Here is a 25111-nt window from a genome sequence, read left to right on the forward strand (position 1 = left end):
GAGACACGCGAAAGGCGCCCCACCGCGGTGGGGCGCCTTTCGCGTCGATGGGGGGTCAGCTGATGGTGAGCAGCTGATGACCTGCGGACACCGTCGTTCCCGCATCCGCGTTGATGTTGCCGATCACGCCGTCCTTGTGAGCCTGGAGCGGCTGCTCCATCTTCATCGCCTCGAGCACGACGACGAGGTCGCCCTTGACGACCTGCTGACCGTCCTCGACCGCGATCTTGACGACGGTCGCCTGCATGGGGGACTTCACCGCATCGCCGGAGGCGCCGGCATTGGCGGTGGTCGCGTGGCTGCGACGGGAGGGCGGCACCGCGGCCGGACGACCCGCCGTGCCCGGGGCGACAGCGACACGATCGGGCAGGCTCACCTCGAGGCGCTTGCCGGAGACCTCGACGACGACCGTGTGGCGCGAATCGGCGGGGGCCGGGGCTTCGAGCTCGCCGTCCCAGGCGGGGATGTCATTGACGAACTCGGTCTCGATCCACCGGGTGAAGACCCCGAACTCGCCGTTCTCCGCGGTGAATGCGGGGTCGCGGACGACCTTGCGGTGGAAGGGGATGACCGTGGGGAGTCCGGCGACCTCGAACTCGTCCAGCGCGCGGCGCGAACGCTCCAGCGCCTCGGCGCGGTCCTTGCCCGTGACGATGATCTTCGCGAGGAGCGAATCGAACGCCCCCGAGACCGCGTCCCCGGCGGTGACGCCCGAGTCGAGGCGGATACCGGGACCGCCGAACGTCTTGAACACGTGGATCGGGCCGGGCTGGGGAAGGAATCCGCGACCGGGGTCCTCGCCGTTGATCCGGAACTCGAACGAGTGACCCTGGGGGGCGGGGTCGTCGTAGTCGATCGTGCCGCCGGCGGCGATGCGGAACTGCTCGCGGACGAGGTCGATGCCGGTGACCTCTTCGGAGACGGGGTGCTCGACCTGGAGTCGGGTGTTCACCTCGAGGAAGGAGACCGTGCCATCGGCGCCGATGAGGAATTCGCAGGTGCCGGCACCGACGTAGCCGACCTCTTTCAGGATGGCTTTCGACGCGGAGTACAGCTGCGCGTTCTGCTCGTCCGTCAGGAACGGTGCCGGAGCCTCCTCGACGAGCTTCTGGTGACGGCGCTGCAGCGAGCAGTCGCGCGTCGAGATCACGACGACGTTCCCGGCGGCATCGGCCAGGCACTGGGTCTCGACGTGGCGCGGCTTGTCGAGGTACTTCTCCACGAAGCACTCGCCGCGGCCGAACGCGGCGACGGCTTCACGGGTGGCCGACTCGAAGAGTTCCGCGACCTCGTCGAGCTCGCGGGCGACCTTGAGCCCGCGTCCGCCGCCGCCGTACGCGGCCTTGATGGCGATCGGGAGGCCGAACTCCTTCGCGAAGGCGATGACCTCATCGGCTCCGTCGACGGGACCGGGAGTCCCGGGAGCGAGGGGTGCGCCGACCTTCTCCGCCACGTGGCGCGCGGTCACCTTGTCTCCGAGAGCTTCGATCGCCTCAGGGGACGGGCCGATCCAGGTCATCCCCGCATCGATGATCGCGCGCGCGAACTCGGCGTTCTCTGCCAGGAAGCCGTAGCCGGGGTGGACGGCGTCGGCACCGGCACGTCGGGCGATCGACAGGATCTTCTCGATCTGGAGGTACGTCTCGGCGCTGGTCGAGCCGCCGAGGGCGTAGGCCTCGTCGGCCAGACGCGAGTGCAGGGCATCCCGGTCCTGGTCGGCGTACACGGCGACCGAGGCGATCCCGGAGTCACGAGCGGCGCGGATGATGCGTACGGCGATCTCGCCGCGGTTGGCGATGAGCACCTTGGCGATAGCAGGCATGCTTGCCAGCCTAGCGAGAAGGACCCCGATCCCTTTGACGACTCCCCACAAGAAAGTGGCAGAAACGTGGAGGGGAGTCTACGACCACAGATCCGTCCACGGCACGCCGAGCTCTGCCGCGAGACGCCGTACCGTCGACAGGGACATCCCGACGACGGTGGAGGGGTCGCCGTCCACGCGGGTGATGAAGGCGCCGCCCAGGCTGTCGACCGTGAACGCCCCCGCCACATGCAGAGGCTCGCCCGATGCCACGTACGCGGCGATCTCGGCATCGCTGACGTCCTCGGCGAAGGTCACCGCCGCCTCGGCGACGGCGGTCGCCTCGACGGGGCTCCGGCCCGGCGCGACGCGGAAGACGGAGTGCCCGGAGTGCAGGATGCCCGTCGCGCCGCGCATCTCGCGCCAGCGTCGTGTGGCTTCTTCCGGGGTGTACGGCTTCCCGTAGACGCGCCCGCCCAGTGCGAACATCGAATCCCCGCCGATCACCAGCCCGTCGAAGGCGCCCTCCTCGGCAAGACTCCGGGCGACGGCGGCGGCCTTCGCGCGGGCGAGCAGCAGCACGAGGTCCGCGGGGGCGAGCGGTGCGCCCCGCTCTTCCTCCGCCGCGGCCGCGACCGCGTCCTCGTCGACGTCGGGGGAGACGGTGAGCGGTTCGATGCCCGCCTGTCGCAGCAGCATGAGTCGGGCGGGTGAGGTCGAGGCGAGGCAGACGCGCATGTCCACCACCGTATCCTCGAAGGATGACTTCCTCCGCAGCCGACGTGCTCGAGCTCGACATCACCGGCATCGCACACGGGGGCACCTTCATCGCCCGACATGAGGGTCGCGTGGTCTTCGTCTCGGACGCGATCCCCGGAGAGCGCGTCCGTGCGCGACTGCTCACCCCGCAGGACGGAGCGGACTCCTCGACCCGCAGCTTCTGGCGTGCGGAGACGGTCGAGGTGCTGGAGGCGTCGGCGCATCGGCGACCGCACATCTGGGCCGAGGCCGACCTCTCGCGGGATCCCGCCGATCGCCCAGGGGGCGCCGACCTCGGTCACATCGCCCTCGATCACCAGCGCGCGCTCAAGCGTCAGGTGCTGGCCGAGGCGCTCGACCGCTTCGCCGGAGAGGGGCTCGTGGCACCGGAGATCGAGGCCGTCGAATCCGGAGACGGCACCGGATGGCGGACACGCGTCACGCTGCACGTCGACGACGCGGGCGAGGTGGGGCCGTTCGCCGCACGCAGTCACCGCGTCATCCCCGTGTCCTCCTACCCGCTCGCTCGTCCCGCGATCGCGGAGGCCGCGCTCGCGCTGCGCGGTGGCGCTCCCGGCCGTATCGAGCTCGTCGAGCCGGCCGACGGACGGGTGCGCATCATCCGGCGTGAGGAGAAGCCGCGTCCGGCCAAGGCCGCGCGCGGCTTCCGGCGTCGTCCGACTCCCGAGACGATCCGCGAACTCGTCGGAGATCGGCCCTTCCACCTGGACGCGACGGGATTCTGGCAGGTGCATCCGCGGGCGGCATCCGTGCTCGACGCCGCGGTGTACGGCATGCTCGACGGATACGTCGACGAGGCGAGGACGCATTACGACCTGTACGGCGGCGTCGGTCTCTTCGCCGCGACGCTCGCCGACCTCGGCGCCACCGACATCGTGACGGTGGAGTCGAGCGCCAGGGCCACCGAGCACGCGGCCGCCAACCTCGCGCCGCGCGAGGTCACCGCGGTCACCGCCCGGGTCGATCGCTTCCTGTCGAGCCGCCGGAGCAGCGGTGGCACGGGGGCGGTGATCCTCGACCCGCCCCGCGCAGGTGCGGGACGCCAGGTCGTCGAGGCCGTGCATGCGCTCGCCCCTGAGGCCATCGCCTATGTCGCCTGCGACCCGGTGGCCCTCGCCCGCGATCTCGGTACCTTCCGGGCGCTGGGGTGGAGCGTCGATCGTCTGCGCGGATTCGATCTGTTCCCGCACTCGCACCACTTCGAGGTGGTCGCGCTGCTGACGCGCTGAGCTGTCGGTGGGCCCTCGGCGCGGACTCACTAGGCTGGGTGGATGAGCAGGGTCGCACTCATCGACGATCACGAGTCCGTTCGCCTCGGCCTCGAGGCCGCGTGCGCGCGCGACTCGCAGACGGTGGTCTTCTCCGGGAGCACCGTGCTGTCGTACCTGGAATGGCGGGCGTCCGCTTCCGCCGCTCCCGCCGACGTCGTGGTCCTCGACCTCACCCTCGGCGACGGGAGCACGGTCACCGAGAACGTGTCATCGCTCGTCAACGACGGGGCGAGCGTTGTCATCCACAGCGTCGCCGACCGCCCGGCGGCCGTGCGCGAGGCCCTGTCCGCGGGGGCGGCCGGGGTCGTCAGCAAGTCGTCCGCGCTCGATGACGTGATGGACGCGATCCGGACCGTCGCTCACGGCGAGGCCCTCAACAACGTCGAATGGGCCAGCGCGGTCGACGGCGATCGCGATTTCGCCGATGCGCAACTCTCCAGCCGGGAGCGCGAGGTGCTCCGGTTGTACGCCACGGGGCTTCCGCTCAAGGCGGTCGCCGAACGGCTCGGCGTCGCGTATTCGACCGCCAAGGAGAACATCACGCGCGTCCGGGTCAAGTACGTCGAGGTCGGTCGACCCGCGCCCACCAAGGTCGATCTCCTCCGTCGGGCGATGGAGGACGGCATCGTCGCGGCAGACGGGGCGCCGAGTGCCCGCTGACCCGCTCAGCATCCGCGATGCCTGGAGCAAGATTCCGTCTCCGGGGAGCACGGAGACGGAATTCGAGCGCTTCACCGGCAAACGCATGGAGCGGATCCTTGCGATCGTCGTCGCGATCGGCTCGTCGGCGCTGGGCGCGCAGGCGTTGTTCGCAGCGGTGAGCACGCTGTCCCAGGCGGATGTGGTGCACCTCGCGATGGTCGTCGTGGTGTTCGTCCCCCTCGTGGCGATGCTGGTGGCCTGCCTCCTCGGTCGCGGCGTGCGCACCTTCTCGGGCATCTTCGCCGTGGTGTATCTGCTGGCGCTCGCCGCCTGGCCGACCGTCGTCGACCCGGCAGACAAGAGCGCCGGCGATCAGCCCTGGATCTTCTTCCTCGTGAACGTGGGCGTGGTCGCGGCCATGCTCGCGTTCCCCCTGCGCCTCCAGTTCGCATGGGCGGCGGTGATGCCGTTCGTCTACGGCTACGTGCGTCTCGTGCAGGGGGAGTTCTCGCGCGAGTTCTGGGTCACGACAGCTTTCGACGTGTCGTTCACACTCATCCTCGGCGTGGTCATCGTGTCGCTCGGGTGGATGTTCCGCTCCGTCGCAGCCGGCGTCGACGAAGCGCGAGGGCAGGCCGTCGCCTCCTACTCCACCGCGGCCGCAGCCGCCGCGGCCGAGGAGGAACGCGTGGCGATGTCGGCCCTCATGCATGACAGCGTCCTCGCGGCACTGATCGCCGCCGAGCGCGCAGAGGGCGATCGGGAGAAGGAACTCGCGGTCGCGATGGCGCGGGAGGCGCTCACCCGTCTTGCGAACACCGAGGCCGCCGTGTCCCAGGAGGGCACCGACGAGCCCGTCGGGATCGCGCAGATCGTGGTCGAACTCCGCCGTTCGCTCTCCGAGCTCGGCGCCGACGCGATCGTCGAGGAACGCGGTGGAATCGGCTTGATCCCGGGACGCGCGGCGCGGGCCCTCGTGCTCGCTGCGCGTCAGGCGATCGGTAACTCCGTGTCCCACGCGAACGGTCGCGGTCTGCACATCATCGCCGAGGGTCGAGGTGATGAGGGCATCGCCGTGACCGTGTCGGACACGGGGCCGGGGTTCGACATCACCGCGATCGGCGCCGACAGGCTCGGGATCCGCGCCTCGATCTTCGCCCGCATGGCGGGAGTCGCAGGCACTGCGGACATCCGCTCCGACGAGCACGGGACGACCGTCGTGCTGGGGTGGGAGCGCTCGTGAACAGGACCGTCCGCAGCGTCGCCACCTCGCTCGCCGTGGGGTTCGCGCTCTACTTCGCCGCCCGCGCGGTCTGGTGGATCGAGCAGCCGACGGCGCCGTTGTCGATGATCGTCGCCATCGGCATCTACCTCGTGGTCGTGAACATCGCGATCCTCGGGGACGCGACGTCTGTGCGGATGCCTCTGTGGTCGGCGGTGCTGGCCCTGCTCGCGAGCGCGCTCGTACCCACGCTGGTCACGTTCTCGTTGGCACCCGCGGACCGAACGGCACCTTTCGCCACGTGGTACATCGGTGGGCTCGGGCTCCTCGGCGTCGTGTGCATCGTCCGCCGTCGGTTCCTGTTCGGCTGGTTGACGCTCGTGGTGCTGGCCGCGGCCTCGTCGGCCTATCTCGGAGTCGGTGTCGCGCTCACTCTGGGCCTGGTCGGCTCGATCATGTGGATCGTCGTCGCCAGACTGCTCGTGATGTTCTGGGATCGCGCGGTGCGCGACACCGAGCGTCTGGCCGAGATCCAGCAGGCGGTCTCCGCCTGGCACGCCACCCAGAGCGTGCGTCAGCGGGAGAGGCGTCTGCGTACGCAGTTCGCCCTGGCGGTCGCCGGACCGGTGCTCGGTCGCGTCGTCTCCTCCCGAGGGGCGCTCGACGACCGCGAGCGGCTCGAGGCGCGGCTCGCCGAGGGTCGGCTGCGTGACGAGCTGCGGGGTGCAGATCTACTCAACGATGCCGTGCGCAACGCGATCGACGCCGCCCGTCTGCGCGGCGCCGTCGTCACGGTCTTCGACGAGGGCGGGTTCGACGGCATCGACGAGGCGCGACGCAGCGAGATCCGCGACGAGCTCGCCTCCGTGCTCATGCAGGCGCAGAGCGCGCGCCTCATCATCCGTTCGGCTCGCGACGCCCGTGTCGCGGTGACGGTGGTCGGGCGTGCGGGGGCGCGCGCCTCGGGCGACGATGACGCCGTCGACCTGTGGCATGAGATCGCCCGGGAGACGGAAGCCGCCTGACGTCGCCGTGCCCCGATCTGCGGGGAGGAGAGTGGGCGAGGGGCGGCGGTGTCGCCAGCCCCTCGCCGTGCGGACAGTTACCCGAAAACCGTCCGCTGGTGGCCGATCAGCGTCTGTCTACCCTGGGACAGAGAGACCAGCCGAACGCGAAGCGTCTCCTCCAGTCTGGGGGTTCTTCCATTCGTTGTCTGTAGGTATTTTGGGGGACACGGTTTCTCGCCGGATGAGGGATCATAGGACGATGGGAACGCGTCGGGGAACCAACCTTCCGCGGATGGGGGACTTCAATCAGTCGGTGGTCCTGGAGGCGATCCGGCAGTCCGGGGAGGGGCTGAGCCGTATCGAGCTCGCCACCGCCACCGGGCTGTCCGCGCAGACGGTCACGAACATCACTCGCCGGCTGCTCGACGACGGTTTCATCCGTGAGGCGGGACGCACGATCAACGGTCCCGGCAAACCCCGGGTCACCTTGCGGCTCGTTCCCGACAGTCGCTTCGCCGTGGGCGTGCACCTCGATCCCGCCGTCATGACGTTCGTGCTGCTCGATCTTTCCGGGGCGGTCGTGCGTCGGAAGAGCGTGCGCACCCCGGCGAAGGAACCGCGCTGGATCATCTCCGCCATGGCCGCCACCATCGACGCCTTGATCGCCGAAGCGGACGTGGACAGAGGACGCATCGCCGGAGTGGGAGTCGCCGCCCCCGGTCCTCTCGATGCGGAAAGGGGCACGGTGGTCGATCCGCCGAAGCTGCTCGGCTGGCACCGGGTGCGGCTGCGTGCGGTGCTCGCCGAGGCGACCGGCCTCCCCGTGCTGCTCGAGAAGGACACCACGTCCGCCGCGGTCGGCGAGCTCTGGACGCGACGCGCGTCGGCCGACGATTCGTTCGTCTTCGTCTATCTGGGCACGGGGATCGGGGCGGCACTCGCCAGGGAAGGCGAGGTCGTGCCCGGCAGCACGCGCAACCTCGGAGAGGTCGGGCACCTGATCGTGGACCCGGACGGTCCGCAGTGCACCTGTGGCTCGCGGGGATGCGTGGAGGTCGTGTGCACGCCCCAAGCCATCGTCGAACAGGCGGAGCGCGCGGGGGTGTTCCAGGACGACCGTGAGGCGAGCGATGTCGAGGCCGTCGACGAACGATTCAGCGAACTCTGCGAGCGAGCCGGTCGCGGTGATGCCGCCGCTCTGGTGGTTCTGCGTCAGGCCGCTGTGCACATGTCGGTCCTGGTGGCGGCGCTCACGAACATGCTCGATGTGGACCGCGTCGTGTGCGGCGGGCCTTTCTGGTCGCGGCTCGCCGACGTGTATCTCAGAGAGATCCCCGATCGCCTCGATCGGGCGAGCGCGACGCGTGCAGTGCACACGCTGCCGGTAGACGGCACGGTGGTGGGAGACGACGTCGGCGCGGTGGGCGCCGGCTGCGTGGTGCTCGACTCCGTGCTCAGCCCGCGCGCCTCGGGTCTCATGCTGGACGGCTGAGTTCTCACGGCGTGCGAACGCAGGCGACGCGGGGGCGGGTCGTCACCCGGCGAAGCGCCCCCACGGGATGTCACGGCGCAGCGGACGCCGGAGCGGGCGCTGCGTGCGGGTCCAGGCGGACACGGACGGCTCGTCGGCCACGGCATCCGCCGCCTCAGAGGTGTAGGCCTCGCTGATCACTGCGATGAGAGCGGCCAGCTCTTCCTCGGTGGCCGCACCGCGCGTGATCTTGAGCATCGATGCAGCCTGCTCCGATGCTTCGTCCCCGGCATCTCGTGCGGTCACAGCGGGATGTTCCCGTGCTTCTTGGGAGGCAGCTCGGCGCGCTTGCCCCGCAGCGCGCGCAGCGCCTTCGCGATCGAGACGCGCGTGTTCGCCGGCTCGATGATGCCGTCGAGTTCTCCGCGTTCCGCCGCGAGGAAGGGGGAGGCGACGTTGTACGTGTACTCGTTCGCGAGGCGAGTGCGCACGGCGGCGACGTCTTCGCCCGCATCTTCGGCCTTCTTGATCTCCCCGCGGTACAGGATGTTCACGGCGCCCTGCCCACCCATGACGGCGATCTCCGCCGTGGGCCAGGCGAGGTTCACGTCGGCACCCAGCTGCTTCGACCCCATCACGATGTAGGCACCGCCGTAGGCCTTGCGCAGGATGACGGTGACGAGCGGTACGGTGGCCTCCGCGTAGGCGTAGAGGAGCTTCGCGCCGCGGCGGATGACACCCGTCCACTCCTGGTCGGTGCCGGGCAGGTAGCCGGGGACGTCGACGAGGGTGACGATCGGGATCGAGAACGCGTCGCAGAACCGGACGAAGCGGCTCGCCTTCTCGCCGGCTTCGATGTTCAGCGTTCCTGCCATCTGTGACGGCTGGTTCGCGATGATGCCGACGGAGCGACCCTCGATGCGGCCGAATCCGATCACGATGTTCGGAGCGAACAGCGGCTGCACCTCGAGGAAGTCGCCCTCATCGACCACGTGCTCGATGACGGTGTGGATGTCGTACGGCTGGTTCGTGGAGTCGGGGACGATCGTGTTCAGCACGCGGTCGGCATCGGTGGTCTCGAACTCGAAGGTGCTCTCGTACGAGGGCAGCTCCGCCATGTTGTTGTCCGGGAGGAAGCTCAGCAGCGTGCGCGCGTAGTCGATCGCGTCGTCTTCGTCCTCTGCGAGGTAGTGCGCGACGCCCGAGCGCGTGTTGTGCGTGAGCGCGCCGCCGAGTTCCTCCATACCGACGTCCTCGCCGGTCACGGTCTTGATCACGTCGGGTCCGGTGACGAACATCTGGCTGGTCTTGTCGACCATGATCACGAAGTCCGTCAGGGCGGGGGAGTACACCGCGCCGCCGGCCGCGGGGCCCATGATGATGGAGATCTGGGGGATCACTCCCGAGGCCCGGGTGTTGAGGCGGAAGATCTCGCCGTACTTGCCGAGTGCGACGACGCCTTCCTGAATGCGCGCTCCACCCGAATCGAGGATGCCGATGCAGGGCATCCCGCCGGCGAGCGCGAACTCCATGATCTTCACGATCTTCTCGCCTGCGACCTCGCCGAGTGAGCCGCCGAAGGTCGAGAAGTCCTGCGAGTACACGGCGACGGTGCGCCCGTTGATCGTGCCGACTCCGGTGACGACCGAGTCGCCGTAAGGGCGGGAGCGGTCCATGCCGAACGCGGTGGTGCGGTGGCGCACGTACTCGTCGAACTCGACGAAGCTTCCGGGGTCGACGAGCAGTTCGATGCGCTCACGGGCGGTCATCTTGCCCTTGGCGTGCTGCTTCTCCTTCGCCTTCGCTTCCGCGTCGACGACGGCTTCGGTATAGCGAGCGCGCAGATCCGCGATCTTGCCGGCGGTGGTAAAGAGGTCGGGCTTGTCCGTCACGGATTCCACCCTAGCGTCGGGTCGCCCCGCTCTGTTGGATGCTCGCCACAACGGGTCGGCCGATCCTTTGGTGACGTGCGCGCAGTGATCAGGGCGCCGGGTCCGCGGACGCGTGCGCCGGTCCCTCGCTCTGGCGTGCCTCGTCGGCGGGTTCCGCGGGATCGGTCTGCTCCAGCGCCGGGTCCGACTTCGTGGAGCGGCCGAGGGAGAGCGCCTTGCGGCCGACCCAGCCGACTCCGCGGACGGTGGTGCCGGCCGCGCCCGCCACCGCGTTGCCGGCGTACCGCGCGCCGCGGAGCATTCGCAGCTCGAGCTTCTCCGCTCCCGGCACCGGTTCGAGCTCGAGCGGCAGGTCGATCGGGGCGGCGCCGAAAGCCTTGTGCGAGGTCGTGAGCACGCGGCGGCCGAGGATGTTGTTCCCCGCCCCGCCGATGGCTGCACCGACGCCGAACGGCAAGGCCTTGCCGATCACGGAGGCCCCGCCCTTCGCGGCGAACTGCTTCACGAACATGCTCTTGAGCTGATCGACCAGCGGGCCGACGGCGGCGCGGGGGAGCGACTTCGTGACGAGCTCACCCCAGTACGACGACCTGCTCGCGCCGCGCCCGACGGCCTGGCCGGCGAGCTGACTGACCAGGTCTACGCCCTCCTTGCCGAGCATCAGGGTCATCACCAGGGCGCGCGCACGGTCGGGATTGGCGACCGCGATGCCATGCACCTCCGCGACCGACTGCGCGAACAGGGCCGTCGACTCCACGAAGCCCACGGTCTCGACGCCGGACAGTGCGAGGGTCACGCCGGTGCCGATGCCGGGAACGACGGCGGTCGCGCCCACGGCGGCGCCACCGGTGGTGACCGCGGCGAGGTAGCGTCGCTCCAGGATGCGGATGATCTCGTCGGGTGTGGCCCGGGGGTTGCGTAGGCGGATGCTGCGGATGTGCGCCAGCACGAGCGGGCGCTGGATCGAGAGCACGCGGTCGAGGCCCCGGATCATCATCGGGTGCTCCGAGGATCCGGAGGGTGGCACGCCCTTGTCCCACGGAGCGTCATCCGGCAGCGAGTGGATCTTGTGCACCTGGCGGGCCATGGAGCGATCTTACGGACCTCGACCGCGAAAACGCCGAAAGCCCGGTTCCTCGGGGAACCGGGCTTTCGCGCGACAGGTCAGACGAAGAGGTTCGCCCGCTCGAGGTCTTCGGCGAAGTCGACCTCGACCGCGTACAGGTCGGAGACGTCCATCGGCTCGAGCAGAAGAGCGTCTTCGGCGATGGCGAGCTCGAGGCCGCGCTCGAAGTAGTCCTGGTCCTCGACGCGCTGCAGCTGACGCATGAACGCCTTCTTGTGCGTGGAGGAGATGTAGTTGATGCCGACTGCCTCTCCGAGTCCGCCCTTGACGGTCTTGGAGAGCTCCTTGATGAAGCCCTCGGCCGTGACCGTGTACTTCACCTCCTCGTCGCTGACCTTCGAGGTGTTGACGGTCACGAACGACTGGTCGCGCTCGATGTAGGCGGCTGCGCGGCCGAGGATCATCGGGTCGAAGACGACGTCGCCATTCATCCACAGAACGCCGCCCCTGCCGGTCGCGCCGAGGGCGCGCAGCAGGCTCTTCGAGGTGTTGGTCTCGTCGTAGCGCTCGTTGTGGACGTAGTTGACCTGCGGGAAGGCCTCGATGATGGTCTCGGCACGATAGCCGACCACGGTCGTGATGCGCGCGTCGGAACCGAAGGCGGCGCGGATGTTGTCGTGCTGCTGGCCCATGATCGTGCGGCCGTCGCTCAATTCGGTGAGCGGCTTCGGCAGCGCGCGGCCGAGGCGCGAGCCCATGCCGGCGGCGAGGATGACGGTCTGAAGAGTCACGAGTGCTCCTAAAGGAAGTTGTGTTCACGGTCGGTTCACCGACCAGACACTTCGTCGTGCCGCGTTCATGCTAGCGATTCAGGCTGGGAAGCTCCGGGTGCGGCGGCTCCCGTTGCCATTTCGTGATCGAGTACACACCGGACGCACAGGCTCGTGGACGGTGCGCGAACTCCGCGGGTCGCTTCCTTCCGGCAGTTGTTTGTTGCGCGGCGGCTTGGCTTGCGCCCACCCATTGATACCGTAGGACGGTGACTTCCTCCCCTGACGACCGCACCGCCCAGGTGGACGATAGCGAAGCCCCGACGTCGAAGGCGTCGACGAGCAGCGCGTCGTCGTCCACGCAGGCTATGGAGGCGTCGGCGGATCCCGCAAAGCCTGCGCCGAAGAAGTCCGCGCCCAGGACGTCCGCGCCCAAGAAGCCGGTCGCCAAGAAGCCGGTCGCCAAGAAGCCGGTCGCCAAGAAGCCTGCGGCCAAGAAGCCCACGACCGCGGGCTCTTCGGCGACGGCGTCGGCGAAGAGCAGCACAGCGAAGAAACCGGCTTCCACGAAGACCGCGACGAAGGCTCCCGCGAAGACTTCGGCGAAGGCGGCCACCGCGAAGGCTGCCGCCGAAAAGGCTGCCCCGACTGCCGAAGTCGTGGTCGAGCCGTTGCCGAAGGCGATGGACGAGCAGCCCACGAAGAAGACGAGTTCAGCGCGGACCGCAGCGGACGCGCGGAAAGCGGCGGCGAAGAACACCGCTTCGCGCGCTGCCGCAACGAAGTCCTCCGGGGCGACCGCTGCCTCCGACCGCACCGCGGCGGTGCGCGTCGCAGCGCCACGGGCGGCCGTCACCGGAGCGAAGGCCGCTGCGCCGAAGGCTGCGGGGAAGACGGCCGCGACGAAGACCACAGCCGCGAAGACGGCGGCGGCGAAGACAGCGGCAGCCAAGTCCGCGGCGGCCAAGTCCACGGCCCGCGCGACGACCGCGAAGACGACTGCAGCCAGGACGACGGCCGCGAAGAAGTCGGCGGCGGCGAGGGCTGCCGCCACGAAGGCGAAGGCCGATGAGGTGAAGGCCGCAGAAGCCGAGTCCGATGCCGCGCTCGTGGTCGACGCCTCGCCGGTGACCGAGCCCGCTCCGGTGGCCGGAAGCGAATCCGCCCCTGACACAGAAGTCGAGTCCGCATCCGAGGCCGAAGTGGCCGAGACCGACGCGTCCGTCGCTGCGGCTCCGGCTGTGGACGACCACGAGGCGCCCGGAGTGGGCAGCGGTGACGACCTCGCGGAGCAGGCGCTCGACGCCGAGGGCGAATCTGAGAACGAGGTGACGACGCGCGACGTCGTCGAGGCCGTCGCCGATTCCGATGACGCGCTGGCCGACGCCGCTGGCCGGACCGACGCGACGTCTGCCGGGGAGGCCGTCAGCGTCCGCGGTCTCGTCAAGCAGTTCGGTGACAACCGTGCGGTCGGCGGGATCGACCTCTCGGTTCCTGCGGGATCCTTCTACGGAGTCGTCGGCCCGAACGGCGCGGGCAAGACGACGACGCTCTCCATCGTCGCGGGCCTGCTGCGAGCCGATGAAGGAAACGTCACGATCTGCGGTGTCGACCAAGCCGCCCAGCCGCAGGCCGCGAAACGGCTCATGGGAGTGCTGCCCGACCGCTTGCGGACGTTCGATCGGCTCACGGGGCGCCAGCTGCTCTACTACTACGGCCTCCTTCGCGGGCTCTCGGCCGACGTGATCGAGAAGCGCGCGTCCGACCTCGCCCGCGCGTTCGACCTCGGTGACGCCCTCAGCCGGGTCGTCTCGGACTACTCGGCCGGAATGACCAAGAAGATCATGCTCGCGGGAGCCATGATCCACTCTCCGCGGGTCCTGGTGCTGGATGAGCCGTTCGAGTCGGTCGACCCGGTCTCCTCCGCGGTCATCCTCGATATCCTGCGCGCCTATGTCTCACACGGCGGGACCGTGATCCTCTCCAGCCATGGGATGGATCTCGTCGAACGCGTCTGCTCACGGGTGGCCATCATCGTCGGCGGTGAAGTGCTCGCCGAGGGCACGATCGACGAGGTGCGTGCGGGCCAGACGCTCGAAGCACGCTTCGTCGAGTTGGCCGGCTCCAGCGGTGAGGTGGAGGGACTCGAGTGGCTGCACACGTTCTCCGACTGAGGTTCGCGCTCCTTCTCGGATCGTTGCGCGGCGAACGTCGGCTTCGGACGCTCCTCGTGTTCGCGGCGGTCATCGCCGTCACGACCGTGGTGTGCATCGCCGTGTTCACCCTCTCCGGCGCGCCCGTTCCCGTGGCACGCGCGGTCACCGTGCTCGGCGGTGCCGCGTTGCTGCTGGGCTTCCTCGTCGGCCCGATCCTCGTCGGCGCGGTCGATCAGCTCGACCCGCGACGCTTCGCCGTCTTCGGCGTCGACGAGCGCCGGATGCCCTGGGTGCTCACCCTCGCCTCGTTCGTGAGCGTGCCGAGTCTCGCGCTGGTCGCCGTCTTCACGAGCGTCTGCATCGTCGCGGTCGGGGACGGCACGCCGTGGCCCCTCGCCGTGCTGATGACGATCGTCGGTGTCCTGACGGCCACGTTGACATCGCGGATCGGCATGGCAATGAATGCTCTGCTGCTGCCGGAGCGTCGATCCCGTGAGCTCACTGCGTTGTTCGCTCTCGCCCTGCTCGTGATCGCGTTCCCGGTCGCCGTGTTCCTCGGCTCCTTGCGCTGGGACGGTCTCGTTCCGGATTCCCTGTCGACGCTGTCGGCCGTGCTCGGGTTCACCCCGTTCGCCGCGTCGCCTGCCTTCCTCTTCGCATCGGCGGCGGGTGAGACGGCGTCAGCCTGGGGCAGCGGCGTCATCGCCCTTCTCACGCTCGGTCTTCTCTGGGTGGCGTGGACCTGGTTGGTGAAGCGATTGCTCACGACCACCGAGCGGCCTGTCGCCTCGCGGGAGCGCACCGGACTCGGCTGGTTCGGCCTCCTGCCCTCCAACGCGTTCGGTGCCATCGCCTCGCGGAGTCTCGTGTACTGGCTCCGTGATCGCCGCTACATCATGAACATCATCGTGGTCCCGGTCGCCGGTGTGCTCACGGTGCTGCCGCTCATCGTCGCCGGTGTGCCGATTGAGATCGCCGCGCTCGTACCGGTGCCAGTGATGGCGTTGTTCTTCGGATGGTTGCCGCACAACGACGTCGCCTACGACTCGACCGCGCTGTGGACCCATGTCGCGAGCGGTGTGCGCGGGCTTCCTGATCGTCTCGGGCGGGTGGTTCCCGTGCTTCTCGTCGCGATTCCGGTCCTCGCCATCGCGGTGCCGCTCTCGTTGCTGCTGATCGGCAACTGGAGTCTGCTCCTGCCGCTCGTCGGCCTCGCCGCGAGCCTGCTCTTCTCGGCGCTGGGCATCTCGAGCATCGTCTCTGTGGTCGCGCCGTACGCGGTCTCCCGCCCCGGTGACAGTCCGTTCCAGCAACCGCAGCGGCCGACGTCGCGTGGTGCCTATGGGCCGGCCGCGGCGTTCCTGGGAGGGATCGTGCTCAGCGTTCCGACGATCTGGCTCTTCGCAGCCACGATCGTCGAGGGCTCGGCGTATGCGCCGGCGACGTTCTGGGTCGGCCTTCTCGTCGGCCTCGTCGTCCTCGTCGCGGGTGCGGTCATCGGCGGCCGCATCTTCGAGCGCAGCGGCGAGAGGTTGATGGAGTTCGTCGAGACCGCGTGACAGCCGCCCGCACGCGGCTCGACGCCGCTAGACTCACGGGATGAGTACTCCGCTGGACAGCCCCGATCAGGGCGGCGTGGCAACGCTTGATCGCGAACTGGAAGAGCTCCTCCGTGAGGAGAATCTCGAACCGGGCGACCATGAGCGCTTCTCGCATTATGTGAAGAAGGACAAGATCCTCGAGTCTGCGATCACCGGCAAGCCGGTGCGCGCGCTGTGCGGCAAGAAGTGGACGCCGGGCCGTGACCCGGAGAAGTTCCCGATCTGCCCCACGTGCAAGGAGATCTACGAATCGATGGTCGGCTGACCTCAGTCGGCTTCGACGTACACGGTGGGGATCGCCGGGTCGGACTTGCTGAGTGCGAGTGCGCGCACCGGAAGCTCCTCACGCACCCGAAGGTGGTGCTTCCGCGCGGACGCTGTTCCTTCCACGCCCTCGTATGCGGTGTCGATGTCGCCCGCCTCGACGAATGTCACCTGCAGGGGGCGTCCGTCAGGATGCTCCGACGGCGTGTCCAGCTCCTCGAACCCTTCCGACACGACGACCGTCTCGGCGGTCGCGACGCCGTCGACAAGCGTCCGGAAAGCCGCCTTGCGTCCGCCGTGCGATGACTTGTCCGCAGATGCCTTCGCGACGGCGATCCACGCCCCGGCCGCATCCTGCCGTGCAACGAGCTTGTAGACCATGCTCGCGGTCGGATAGCCGGATCCCGTGACGACCGACGTTCCCACCCCGTAGGCGTCGACGGGCGATGCGGCGAGTGCCGCGATCGCATACTCGTCGAGGTCGCTGGTGACGGTGATCCGCGTGGAAGTCGCCCCGAGCTCGTCGAGCTGCGCCCGCACGTCACCGGCGACGATCGGGAGATCTCCGGAGTCGATGCGCACGCCGCCCAGTTCGGTGCCGGCGACGCGGATGGCGGTGTCGACCCCGGTCCGGATGTCGTAGGTGTCGACGAGCAGCGTCGTGCCGACGCCCATGCTGTCGACCTGCGCGCGGAACGCCTCTTCCTCGGTGTCGTGCAGGAGCGTCCACGAGTGCGCGGCGGTGCCCATCGTCGGGATACCCCAGCTCCGACCCGCCTCGAGGTTGCTGGTGGCGCTGAACCCTGCGATGTACGCGGCGCGTGCGGCGGCGACCGCGGAACGTTCGGCAGCCCGGCGCGATCCCATCTCCGCCAGCGGGCGCTCGCCCGCTGCGATGCTCATCCGTGATGCGGCGGTGGCGACGGCGGAGTCGTGGTTGAGCACGCTCAGGGCGAGTGTCTCCAGCACCACGGCATCCGCGAACGTTCCCTCGACGGTGAGGACGGGTGAGCCCGGGAAGTAGAGTTCGCCCTCTCGGTAGCCTCGGATCGTGCCCGTGAAGCGGTACTCCGCAAGGTGCTTCAGAGACGTCGCGTCGACCACCTGCTCGTCGCGGAGGAACCGCAGTTCGTCATCGCCGAAGCGGAACCCGCGCAGCAGTTCGAGGAATCGCCCGGTGCCCGCGACCACACCGAAACGGCGGCCACCGGAGAGCCGGCGCGAGAACAGCTCGAAGACGCTCGGCCGGAACGCCGTTCCATCGCGGAGCGATGCAGCGAGCATCGTCAGCTCGTAGCGGTCGGTGAGCAGCGCCGTCGACGAGGTCATGCGCTCAGCTTACTGAGCGCGCTGATGCACACGGAGCCGCGCACGCGGGTAGGCTGGGGAGTCATGAACGACGCGCCCATCGGGATCTTCGACTCCGGTGTCGGCGGGCTCACGGTGGCGCGCGCCATCCGCGCCCAGCTGCCCCGCGAGTCGTTCGTCTACATCGGCGACACCGCCCATTCTCCCTACGGGCCCAAGCCCATCGCGGATGTACGTCGGTATTCGCTCGAGGTGCTGGACACGCTCGTCGAGCAGGGCGTGAAGATGCTCGTGATCGCGTGCAACACCGCTTCGGCGGCCATGCTCCGCGACGCGCGCGAGCGCTACGACATCCCGGTGGTCGAAGTGATCGGTCCCGCGGTCCGCCGCGCCGTGTCCACGACGAGGAACGGGCGGGTCGGCGTGATCGGCACGGTGGGCACGATCGGATCGCGGGCGTACCAGGACATGCTCGAGGTGAACGAGCGGCTGCAGGTCTTCACCGCCGCGTGCCCGCGTTTCGTCGAGTTCGTGGAGGCGGGGATCACCGGCACTCCCGAAGTGCTCTCCGTCGCCGAGGAGTATCTCGCCCCGCTCCGTGAGGCCGACGTCGACACCCTGGTCCTCGGCTGCACGCACTATCCGTTCCTGCGCGGTGCGATCAGCTACGTGATGGGGGAAGGCGTGACGCTCGTCTCCAGCGACGACGAGACCGCCGGCGACGTCTACCGTCAGCTGGTGCGAGGAGATCTCCTCGCGTCGCCCGATGCCGCGGCGACCTACGTCTACGAGGCCACCGGTGACTCGGCTGATGACTTCACGGCGCTGGCCAACCGCCTGATGGGCCGGGAGGTCCGCGACGTGCAGCTCGTGCAGACCGGCGTGATCACCCTTCCCGAGCACACCTTCGAGTAACCCCGTGTCGAGTCGTCCCGACTCGCCGCATCACCCTGACCCGAGAGAAGCACATGACCGACATCGTCCGCGTCGACGGCCGTTCCACCGATCAGCTGCGCGAGATCACCATCGAGCGAGGCTGGAGCACGCAGGCCGAGGGGTCCGCCCTGATCAGTTTCGGCGGCACGAAGGTGCTGTGCACCGCATCGTTCACCAACGGCGTGCCGCGCTGGCTGACCGGCAAGGGCAAGGGATGGGTGACAGCCGAGTACGCCATGCTCCCTCGCGCCACCAACAGCCGCAACGACCGCGAGAGCGTGAAGGGGCGTATCGGCGGACGCACGCACGAGATCTCCCGGCTCATCGGTCGCGCTCTTCGTGCCGTCGTCGACACCAAGGCTCTCGGTGAGAACACGATCGTCATCGACTGCGACGTGCTGCAGGCGGACGGCGGTACACGGACGGCGGCCATCACCGGCGCGTACGTCGCGCTGGCCGACGCGATCGAATGGGGCAGGGACAAGAAGTTCATCGGCAAGAACTCGACGCCGCTGCTCGACTCCGTGGCAGCGGTGTCGGTCGGGATCGTCGACGGCGAGCCCATGCTCGACCTGGCATACGTCGAGGATGTGCGCGCCGAGACCGACATGAACGTCGTCGTCACGGGCCGCGGACTGTTCGTCGAGGTCCAGGGCACAGCCGAGGGGGCGCCGTTCGACAAGCGCGAACTGGATGCGCTGCTCGAGCTCGGAATATCCGGATGCGAAGAGCTGAAGGGCAAGCAGCTCGCCGCGTTGACAGGAGAGTGATGATGAAGGTCGTGCTCGCGACGCACAATCCGCACAAGGTCGCGGAGTTCCAGCAGATCGTGGCGCAGGCGCGACCCGACCTCGAGGTCGTCGGCTACGACGGCCCTGAGCCGGTCGAGGACGGCGTGACGTTCGCCGAGAACGCCCTGATCAAGGCTCGGGCGGCCGCGACGCACACGGGGCTCCCCGCCCTGGCCGACGACTCCGGTATCTGTGTCGACGTGCTCGGCGGTGCGCCCGGAGTCTTCTCCGCATATTGGGCAGGGCAGAAGAAGGATGCCGGGGCGAATCTCGCGCTCCTGCTCGACCAGCTGCGCGATATCGCCGACCCGCATCGGAGTGCGCACTTCACCTCGACCATCGCACTGGTCCTGCCCGACGGCCGCGAGCAGGTCGTCGAAGGCCGGTGGCCGGGTCGCCTGGCGCACAAGCCTTCCGGTGGCGGGGGATTCGGCTACGACCCGATCTTCATCCCGGACGGTCAGCCCCACGGCGAGGAGCGCACGGTGGGAGATTTCACGGCGGAGGAGAAGCAGTCGCAGTCGCATCGTGCACGTGCGTTCGCGGAACTGGCGCCGGTGCTCGCCGCGCTCTGAGTTCGACGGATAGCAACCACTACGATTGACGTACTCCTTTTGTAGTGGTTATTGTGAAGGCATGCGTGCACTGACCTACTACATCGGCGTGTCCCTCGACGGCTTCATCGCGGGCCCTGCGGACGAGGTCGGCTTCTATCCCGTCACCGAGGCGTTCGCCGAGTCGCTCGGCACGGAGTTCGCTGATCTGCAACCGACCTTCGCCCGCGCGGGGCGCGGAGGCGCCGATGCTCCCGTGACACGGTTCGACACGGTCGTCATGGGGCGCCGGACCTATGAGCCGGCGTTGCAGGTGGGTGTGACCGACCCGTACGCGCATCTGCGCACCATCGTGTTCAGCCGAACACTCGCCGATCCCGCAGATCCGAACGTCGAGGTCGTGCGCTCCGACCCGCTCGCTCGCGTGCGGCAGCTGAAGGCCGAGGAGGGGCTGGGGATCTATCTCGCCGGAGGCGCTGCGCTCGCCGGAGCGCTGATCGACGAGATCGACCGCCTCATCGTCAAGAAGTATCCGGTGATCGCGGGAGACGGGATCCCGATGGCCCGATTCGCGTTCGCGCCAAAGTCGTTCGATCTGGAGGGAGTGCAGAGCTTCGACAACGGCTGTGCGGTCCTGACGTACTCCCGAACGGATCGGTGAGCCGCCGATGAGAGTGGTTCTCGTTACCTTTCCCGACTAGGGAGAACATGCCTTCCGACCGTGATTCCCGGTCTAGCCTGGGGGCATGCACGATCACGCACCCGCGGCCGGCGGCATCCGCTCGGCCGGCAGCCGACGCCTCCTGGCGATCTCGCTGACGCTCACGGCGAGTGTGATGGTCGTGCAGGTCGTCGGTGCGATCCTGACCGGTTCGCTCGCCCTCCTCGCCGACGCCGCCCACATGTTCACGGATGCCTCCGCGCTCGTGATCGCGCTCATCGCGGCGACCGTGGCGGCGCGACCTGCCGATGATCGGCGGACCTTCGGGTATCAGCGCGCCGAGGTGTTCGGTGCGCTGATCAATGCGGTGATCCTGATCGCTCTGGCCACGTGGGTGGCGATCGAGGGAATCGGCCGCCTGCTGAATCCTGGGGAGGTCGAGGTCGCCGGCGGACTCATGCTCGTGGTCGCCGTCGTCGGTCTGATGGCGAATGCCGCCTCGATGTGGTTGCTCAGCCGCGCGCAGCGCACGAGCATCAACGTGCGCGGCGCCTATCTCGAGGTGATGGGGGATCTGATCGGTTCTGCAGCCGTCATCGTCGCCGCCGTCGTCATCCTCCTGACCGGCTGGATGCCGGCGGACGCGATCGCGTCGCTGTTCATCGCGGCGATGATCATCCCACGGGCGATCGCACTCCTGCGCGAGGTGTTCTCGGTCCTCGCCGAATCGGCACCGAAGGGAACGGCCGTCAGCGATATCCGTTCCCACCTGCTGGGCTACGACGGCGTGGTCGGCGTGCACGACGTGCACGTGTGGCAGCTGACGAGAGGCGCGCCGGTGTTCACTGCACACGTCAGCGTCGAGCCGCAGCTGTTCGCCGACGGGAGGTCGACGCGGCTCCTCTCGGACATGCAGGCGTGCCTGGCCGATCACTTCGACGTCGAGCACTCGACGTTCCAGATCGAGCCGGCTGAGCAGTCGGACTGCGAGCCTCGCCACGCCTGAGCGCTCCTGGTGCGGGCGAGGGTCAGCGCTCCACGACGATGTCGTCCGGCTCCTTGTCGGGCCGCAGCCCTCTCCACCGTGCGTGTCGGAGCACTCCGTCGGGGGTCCAGTTGGCGAACTCGACTTCGCCTACGAGCTCGGGTTGCACCCACAGCGCGTCGAACGCATCAGGCGCGGGCACGCCATCGAGGGGTGGTGTTTCACGGCGCAACGGGTCGAGGCGCGCGAGCAGATCGCGGAGGATGCGCTCGGTGAACCCGGTGCCCACCCTCCCGACGTAGCGCAGCGGCGCTGATCCGTCTCGGCCGTCGGCCCTGTCGGGCACCGCGAGCAGAAGTGACCCGAGCGTGCTCTCGCGGTCGCCCTTGCCCGGTCGGATCCCGACGATCACGGCTTCCTGCATGCGAGTGTGTTTGAGCTTCAGCCAGGACGGACTGCGCTGGCCCGGCCGATAACGGGACTGCGGATCCTTCACCACGACGCCCTCGAGTCCGAACTCCCTGCTGGCGGCGAGGGCCGCATCGACGTCGTCGAAGACCGGAGGGATCCGCAGGGGGGCGTCGAGGCCCGCGACGACGTCGTCGAGCAGGGAGCGGCGCTCACGCAGCGGCATTCCCGTGAGGTCGTGCCCGTCGAGGCGCAGCAGGTCGAAGAGCATGTAGACGATCGGGGTGCGGACCACCTCCCGCTCGATCTCGCGCGGACGCGTTAGATGCATCCGGTTCTGCAGCAGGGAGAAACTCGGGCGTCCGTGGGCGTCGAACGCCACGATCTCCCCGTCAACGATCGCGTCCGCAGCGGGCAGGAACGGGGCCCCGTCGGCGGTGAGCTCCGGATAGCGGCTCGTGATGTCAGTGCCGCGACGCGCGTGCAGGCGCATCCGTCCGTCGGCCCAGGTGCCCATCGCCCGGATGCCGTCCCACTTCACCTCGACCCAGGAAGGGGCACTCAGCGTCCGCGCGACCCCGGCGGTGCCGTTCTCGGCGAGCATCGGGGCGAGGGGCGCGGTCGTGGCGCCCACCGAACGAGCCGACGCACCGCGCGGATGACGAGGTCGGCGGGGCTCGGCAGATGGGGGCGACGAGGGGGCATTCTGTGGGCGGAGCCCGGCGAGGGGATCGATCCCTGCGGCCGCGCGGGCGAGCACCTCGTCGAGGTCGAGCTGCGCGAGGTTCGGATCATCGAGCTCATCCCAGGTGCGCGGCGCCGCGACCCACGGCTGCGCCCGCCCTCGCAGCGAGTACGGCGAGATGGTCGTCTTCTTGCCGTTGTTCTGGCTCCAGTCCAGGAAGACCCTCCCGCCCCGCACGGCCTTCGACATGACGCTCGTGGCCAGATCGGGACGGTCGTTCTCGATCAGGCGGGCGAGCTCCTTCACGACGGCTGAGACCTCGTCGCTCGTCTGTTCGCCGGGAAGCGCCGCGTACAGGTGCAGGCCTTTGCTTCCGCTCGTGACAGGGAGCGGATCGAGCCCCATGCCCGTCAGGACGGCGCGGGCGAGGCGGGCGACCTCGGCGCACTGTGCGAGTCCGACCCCGGGGCCCGGGTCCAGGTCGAGCACCAGGCGATCCGGACGTCCCGGGGTCCCATCCGGAGCGAAGCGCCACTGCGGCACGTGCAGTTCGATCGCGGCGACCTGAGCGAGCCACACCAGCGTCGGTACGTCCTCGACGAGCGGATACTCCTTCGGGCCGTCCGAGTGCTGGATCGCCTGCCGGCGGATCCAGGCCGGAGCCCCCGGCTCGAGCTGCTTCGTGAAGAACGCATCGGCAGGAGCGTCCTTCGTTCCGACGCCTTCGACCCAGCGCTTGCGCGTGACCGGGCGTCCATCGAGGAGGGGCAGCAGGAGCGGGGCGATCGCGCTGTAGTAGGCGATGACCTCGCCCTTGGTCGTGCCGGTGTCGGGGTAGACGACCTTGTCGAGGTTGGTCACGCGCAGACGGCGGCCGTCCACCTGCACGATCTGCCCTGGTCCGACCATGCAGCAAGCGTAGTCAAGGGACTGGTCGCGACGGCTTCGACTGGTGTTCACTGGTGTCATGAGGACGATCTGGAAGGGCGCGCTGACGTTCGGGCTCGTGAACGTGCCGGTGAAGGTGTACTCCGCCACCGAGGACCACGATGTGCCGCTGCATCAGGTGCACGAGAAGGACGGCGGCCGCATTCGGTATCAGCGCACCTGCGAGGTGTGCGGCGAGACGGTGGCCTATGCCGATATCGATCGCGCCTACGTCGACGACGGACAGACGGTGGTGCTGACCAAGGACGATTTGGCCGCGCTGCCGGCGGAGAAGAGCCGGGAGATCGACGTCGTCGAGTTCGTGCCGTCCGACCAGGTCGACCTGCTCACCCTCGACAAGCCGTACTACCTCGAGCCGGACTCGAAGTCCCCGAAGGCGTATGTGCTGCTGCGCAAGACCCTGGAGCAGACCGATCGCACTGCGATCGTGCGCTTCACCCTGCGGCAGAAGACGAGGCTCGCCGCGCTGCGGGTCCGGGGCAAGGTGCTCGTGCTGCAGACCCTGCTGTGGGCGGATGAGGTGCGCGAGGCGGAGTTCCCCGCACTGGATGAGGACGTGCGGATCTCGAAGAAGGAGCTCGAACTGTCGGCATCGCTCGTCGACAGCTATTCGGCCGACTTCGATCCCGAGGACTTCGTCGACGAGTACCAGAAGGAACTCCGCACCCTCATCGACGCCAAGATCGAGGCGGGCGACACGTTCGACGTCGCAGAGACGTTCGGTGAGGCCGAGAAGGCCGCTGAGGGTGGCGAGGTCATCGACCTCATGGAGGCGCTCCGCGCCAGCGTCGCGCGCACGAAGGAGGAGCGCGCGAAGAACGCGGGCTAGGTCGTGCGCCGAGAGCTCGGCGCACGATCTCAGGATCAGTGCTTGCCGTCGCCGTCCAGGTCGGGGGCGCGGTCGAACACGTCGGCATCCAGGACGAGGTCCTGTGCCTCTTCCGCGTCGGTCACGACGTCTTCGCCGGCAGCCGCGGCCTTCTTCGCCTTGTGGCGCTCCGAGAGGTAGTGCCAGAGCGTGACGAGGGCGGTGCCGCCGACCGCAGCGAGGAGGATCACGTCGATGTACTCGACCACGAGGTCGCGCACCCAAGGGATGTAGGCAATGAGGTAGCCGACCATCGTGAGCCCGAAGCCCCAGATCATGGCGCCGATGAAGTTGTACAGCGAGTAGCGACGCCACGGCATGTGCCCGACACCGGCTGCGACCGGCGCGAAGGTGCGCACGATGGGGACGAACCGGGCGAGGATGACCGTGAGACCTCCGAAGCGTTCGAAGAACGCGTTCGTGCGCTCGACGTTCTTCTTGCTGAAGAGGCCCGACTCCTTGCGCTCGAACACCGCCGGTCCGCCCTTGTGGCCGATCAGGTAGCCGACCTCGCCGCCGATGAAGGCCGAGAGGGCGATGAGGAGAGAGACGACCCAGATGTTCACGCCGAAGACGTTGCTGGTGTGCGTCAGGAGCCCGGCGATGATGAGCAGGGTGTCGCCGGGGAGGAGGAATCCGACCAGCAGGCCCGTCTCCGCGAAGACGATGAAGCACACGACCAGCAGCGCCCAGGGACCCGCCGCACCGATGATCGTCTGGGGGTCGAGCCAGGGGATGAGGGCGGTGGGAGCGTGCAACATGGATTCGAGCACTGGCGGGATTCCCGTCGGTCGTGAGTTGTCGGCGGCAGAGCGGAGCGACAGGGCGGTCTCGCGACGGCACCCACGTCTCTCGTGCGGAAGGTGGGACTTGAACCCACACGCCCTGGGGCACAGGAACCTAAATCCTGCGTGTCTGCCAATTCCACCACTCCCGCGCGGAATCAGTCTACTGACCGGCGAAACCCCCTGTCTGAGCATCGGCCCGCAGTTCGCCGCACCTCGAAGCGGTGGGGGCGTCGGAG

Annotated in this window: 24 protein-coding genes and 1 tRNA gene; 14 read left to right on the plus strand and 11 right to left on the minus strand. The window is 68.7% G+C overall.

The window, feature by feature from the left end; all coding sequences use genetic code 11:
• Positions 1-55: 55 nt before the first annotated feature.
• Both LC041_RS04305 and LC041_RS04310 read right to left on the minus strand, forming a co-directional pair.
• A complete protein-coding gene (locus tag LC041_RS04305; RefSeq protein WP_226531711.1) occupies positions 56-1822 on the minus strand; it encodes an acetyl/propionyl/methylcrotonyl-CoA carboxylase subunit alpha in 1767 nt (588 codons plus the stop codon).
• A gap of 78 nt (positions 1823-1900) precedes the next feature.
• Positions 1901-2539, minus strand: coding sequence for a Maf family protein (locus LC041_RS04310; protein WP_226531800.1), 639 nt, complete (start codon positions 2537-2539; stop codon positions 1901-1903).
• Between the two features lie 23 nt (positions 2540-2562).
• Between LC041_RS04310 and LC041_RS04315 the strand changes: the two genes are divergently transcribed.
• From LC041_RS04315 to LC041_RS04335, 5 genes are all read left to right on the plus strand, one after another.
• Positions 2563-3810, plus strand: coding sequence for a class I SAM-dependent RNA methyltransferase (locus LC041_RS04315; RefSeq protein ID WP_226531712.1), 1248 nt, complete (start codon positions 2563-2565; stop codon positions 3808-3810).
• Between the two features lie 42 nt (positions 3811-3852).
• Positions 3853-4512 (plus strand): response regulator transcription factor, encoded by a 660-nt coding sequence (locus LC041_RS04320; protein ID WP_226531713.1) that lies wholly within the window; start codon positions 3853-3855, stop codon positions 4510-4512.
• Entirely contained in the window at positions 4502-5737 is a 1236-nt protein-coding gene (locus LC041_RS04325) for an ATP-binding protein (protein WP_226531714.1), read from the plus strand. Before LC041_RS04320 ends, LC041_RS04325 begins: the two co-directional genes overlap by 11 nt.
• Positions 5734-6741 (plus strand): hypothetical protein, encoded by a 1008-nt coding sequence (locus LC041_RS04330; protein WP_226531715.1) that lies wholly within the window; start codon positions 5734-5736, stop codon positions 6739-6741. The genes LC041_RS04325 and LC041_RS04330 overlap by 4 nt, the downstream gene beginning before the upstream one ends.
• 274 nt (positions 6742-7015) lie before the next feature.
• Complete coding sequence (locus LC041_RS04335) at positions 7016-8215, plus strand: ROK family transcriptional regulator (protein WP_226531716.1); 1200 nt, start codon at positions 7016-7018, stop codon at positions 8213-8215.
• A 42-nt stretch (positions 8216-8257) separates the two neighbouring features.
• Here the strand turns inward: LC041_RS04335 and LC041_RS04340 are convergent, their stop codons facing one another.
• The 5 genes from LC041_RS04340 to LC041_RS17295 form a co-directional block, all read right to left on the minus strand.
• Positions 8258-8500, minus strand: coding sequence for an acyl-CoA carboxylase subunit epsilon (locus LC041_RS04340; RefSeq protein ID WP_374197652.1), 243 nt, complete (start codon positions 8498-8500; stop codon positions 8258-8260).
• Positions 8497-10086 (minus strand): acyl-CoA carboxylase subunit beta, encoded by a 1590-nt coding sequence (locus tag LC041_RS04345; protein ID WP_372491404.1) that lies wholly within the window; start codon positions 10084-10086, stop codon positions 8497-8499. Before LC041_RS04345 ends, LC041_RS04340 begins: the two co-directional genes overlap by 4 nt.
• An 88-nt stretch (positions 10087-10174) precedes the next feature.
• The gene (locus tag LC041_RS04350; protein ID WP_226531717.1) at positions 10175-11173 is read right to left on the minus strand and encodes a hypothetical protein; all 999 of its coding nucleotides are present in this window, start codon (positions 11171-11173) and stop codon (positions 10175-10177) included.
• A gap of 77 nt (positions 11174-11250) precedes the next feature.
• Complete coding sequence (locus tag LC041_RS04355) at positions 11251-11943, minus strand: phosphocholine cytidylyltransferase family protein (protein WP_226531718.1); 693 nt, start codon at positions 11941-11943, stop codon at positions 11251-11253.
• A 70-nt stretch (positions 11944-12013) separates the two neighbouring features.
• The gene (locus LC041_RS17295; RefSeq protein WP_226531719.1) at positions 12014-12976 is read right to left on the minus strand and encodes a hypothetical protein; all 963 of its coding nucleotides are present in this window, start codon (positions 12974-12976) and stop codon (positions 12014-12016) included.
• Positions 12977-12995: 19 nt separating this feature from the next.
• Between LC041_RS17295 and LC041_RS04365 the strand changes: the two genes are divergently transcribed.
• The 3 genes from LC041_RS04365 to LC041_RS04375 are packed head-to-tail and all read left to right on the plus strand — an operon-like array spanning position 12996 to position 15944.
• On the plus strand, positions 12996-14096 hold the full coding sequence (locus LC041_RS04365) for an ABC transporter ATP-binding protein (RefSeq protein ID WP_226531720.1): 1101 nt from the start codon (positions 12996-12998) through the stop codon (positions 14094-14096).
• The gene (locus LC041_RS04370; protein WP_226531721.1) at positions 14072-15637 is read left to right on the plus strand and encodes a hypothetical protein; all 1566 of its coding nucleotides are present in this window, start codon (positions 14072-14074) and stop codon (positions 15635-15637) included. Before LC041_RS04365 ends, LC041_RS04370 begins: the two co-directional genes overlap by 25 nt.
• Positions 15638-15677: 40 nt before the next feature.
• Entirely contained in the window at positions 15678-15944 is a 267-nt protein-coding gene (locus tag LC041_RS04375) for a DUF3039 domain-containing protein (protein WP_028503536.1), read from the plus strand.
• A 2-nt stretch (positions 15945-15946) separates the two neighbouring features.
• Here LC041_RS04375 and LC041_RS04380 read toward each other — a convergent pair whose 3' ends face one another.
• Complete coding sequence (locus tag LC041_RS04380; protein ID WP_226531722.1) at positions 15947-17272, minus strand: nicotinate phosphoribosyltransferase; 1326 nt, start codon at positions 17270-17272, stop codon at positions 15947-15949.
• Positions 17273-17335: 63 nt separating this feature from the next.
• Here LC041_RS04380 and murI point away from each other — a divergent pair, with 63 nt between their 5' ends.
• From murI to LC041_RS04405, 5 genes are all read left to right on the plus strand, one after another.
• Entirely contained in the window at positions 17336-18166 is an 831-nt protein-coding gene (murI, locus tag LC041_RS04385) for a glutamate racemase (RefSeq protein ID WP_226531723.1), read from the plus strand.
• A 53-nt stretch (positions 18167-18219) separates the two neighbouring features.
• Positions 18220-18957: a ribonuclease PH gene (gene rph / locus LC041_RS04390; protein WP_226531724.1), complete on the plus strand. Its 738-nt coding sequence runs from the start codon at positions 18220-18222 to the stop codon at positions 18955-18957.
• Entirely contained in the window at positions 18957-19553 is a 597-nt protein-coding gene (rdgB, locus tag LC041_RS04395; RefSeq protein ID WP_226531725.1) for an RdgB/HAM1 family non-canonical purine NTP pyrophosphatase, read from the plus strand. Before rph ends, rdgB begins: the two co-directional genes overlap by 1 nt.
• A gap of 61 nt (positions 19554-19614) precedes the next feature.
• A complete protein-coding gene (locus LC041_RS04400) occupies positions 19615-20193 on the plus strand; it encodes a dihydrofolate reductase family protein (protein ID WP_226531726.1) in 579 nt (192 codons plus the stop codon).
• Positions 20194-20278: 85 nt separating this feature from the next.
• The gene (locus LC041_RS04405) at positions 20279-21199 is read left to right on the plus strand and encodes a cation diffusion facilitator family transporter (RefSeq protein ID WP_226531727.1); all 921 of its coding nucleotides are present in this window, start codon (positions 20279-20281) and stop codon (positions 21197-21199) included.
• Positions 21200-21221: 22 nt separating this feature from the next.
• On the opposite strand, the gene ligD is transcribed toward LC041_RS04405, so the two are convergent.
• Positions 21222-23180: a non-homologous end-joining DNA ligase gene (gene ligD, locus LC041_RS04410; RefSeq protein WP_226531728.1), complete on the minus strand. Its 1959-nt coding sequence runs from the start codon at positions 23178-23180 to the stop codon at positions 21222-21224.
• Between the two features lie 58 nt (positions 23181-23238).
• Between ligD and ku the strand changes: the two genes are divergently transcribed.
• On the plus strand, positions 23239-24048 hold the full coding sequence (gene ku, locus LC041_RS04415) for a non-homologous end joining protein Ku (protein WP_047524296.1): 810 nt from the start codon (positions 23239-23241) through the stop codon (positions 24046-24048).
• Positions 24049-24083: 35 nt separating this feature from the next.
• On the opposite strand, the gene LC041_RS04420 is transcribed toward ku, so the two are convergent.
• Complete coding sequence (locus LC041_RS04420; RefSeq protein WP_226531729.1) at positions 24084-24848, minus strand: DedA family protein; 765 nt, start codon at positions 24846-24848, stop codon at positions 24084-24086.
• Between the two features lie 94 nt (positions 24849-24942).
• Positions 24943-25024: transfer RNA gene (locus LC041_RS04425), tRNA-Leu, on the minus strand.
• Positions 25025-25111: the final 87 nt, after the last annotated feature.

Source organism: Microbacterium paraoxydans (assembly GCF_020524545.1).
GTDB lineage: Bacteria > Actinomycetota > Actinomycetes > Actinomycetales > Microbacteriaceae > Microbacterium > Microbacterium paraoxydans_C.

Bases quoted from the DNA above. Each gene is read 5' to 3' on its own strand.
- rph (WP_226531724.1), top strand. From the start codon at position 18,220: ATGACCGACATCGTCCGCGTCGACGGCCGTTCCACCGATCAGCTGCGC.
- LC041_RS04310 (WP_226531800.1), bottom strand. From the start codon at position 2,539: ATGCGCGTCTGCCTCGCCTCGACCTCACCCGCCCGACTCATGCTGCTG.
- LC041_RS04375 (WP_028503536.1), top strand. From the start codon at position 15,678: ATGAGTACTCCGCTGGACAGCCCCGATCAGGGCGGCGTGGCAACGCTT.
- ligD (WP_226531728.1), bottom strand. From the start codon at position 23,180: ATGGTCGGACCAGGGCAGATCGTGCAGGTGGACGGCCGCCGTCTGCGC.
- LC041_RS04315 (WP_226531712.1), top strand. From the start codon at position 2,563: ATGACTTCCTCCGCAGCCGACGTGCTCGAGCTCGACATCACCGGCATC.
- LC041_RS04335 (WP_226531716.1), top strand. From the start codon at position 7,016: ATGGGGGACTTCAATCAGTCGGTGGTCCTGGAGGCGATCCGGCAGTCC.
- ku (WP_047524296.1), top strand. From the start codon at position 23,239: ATGAGGACGATCTGGAAGGGCGCGCTGACGTTCGGGCTCGTGAACGTG.
- LC041_RS04400 (WP_226531726.1), top strand. From the start codon at position 19,615: ATGCGTGCACTGACCTACTACATCGGCGTGTCCCTCGACGGCTTCATC.
- rdgB (WP_226531725.1), top strand. From the start codon at position 18,957: ATGATGAAGGTCGTGCTCGCGACGCACAATCCGCACAAGGTCGCGGAG.
- LC041_RS04420 (WP_226531729.1), bottom strand. From the start codon at position 24,848: ATGTTGCACGCTCCCACCGCCCTCATCCCCTGGCTCGACCCCCAGACG.
- LC041_RS04305 (WP_226531711.1), bottom strand. From the start codon at position 1,822: ATGCCTGCTATCGCCAAGGTGCTCATCGCCAACCGCGGCGAGATCGCC.
- LC041_RS04320 (WP_226531713.1), top strand. From the start codon at position 3,853: ATGAGCAGGGTCGCACTCATCGACGATCACGAGTCCGTTCGCCTCGGC.
- LC041_RS04380 (WP_226531722.1), bottom strand. From the start codon at position 17,272: ATGACCTCGTCGACGGCGCTGCTCACCGACCGCTACGAGCTGACGATG.
- LC041_RS04405 (WP_226531727.1), top strand. From the start codon at position 20,279: ATGCACGATCACGCACCCGCGGCCGGCGGCATCCGCTCGGCCGGCAGC.
- murI (WP_226531723.1), top strand. From the start codon at position 17,336: ATGAACGACGCGCCCATCGGGATCTTCGACTCCGGTGTCGGCGGGCTC.
- LC041_RS04350 (WP_226531717.1), bottom strand. From the start codon at position 11,173: ATGGCCCGCCAGGTGCACAAGATCCACTCGCTGCCGGATGACGCTCCG.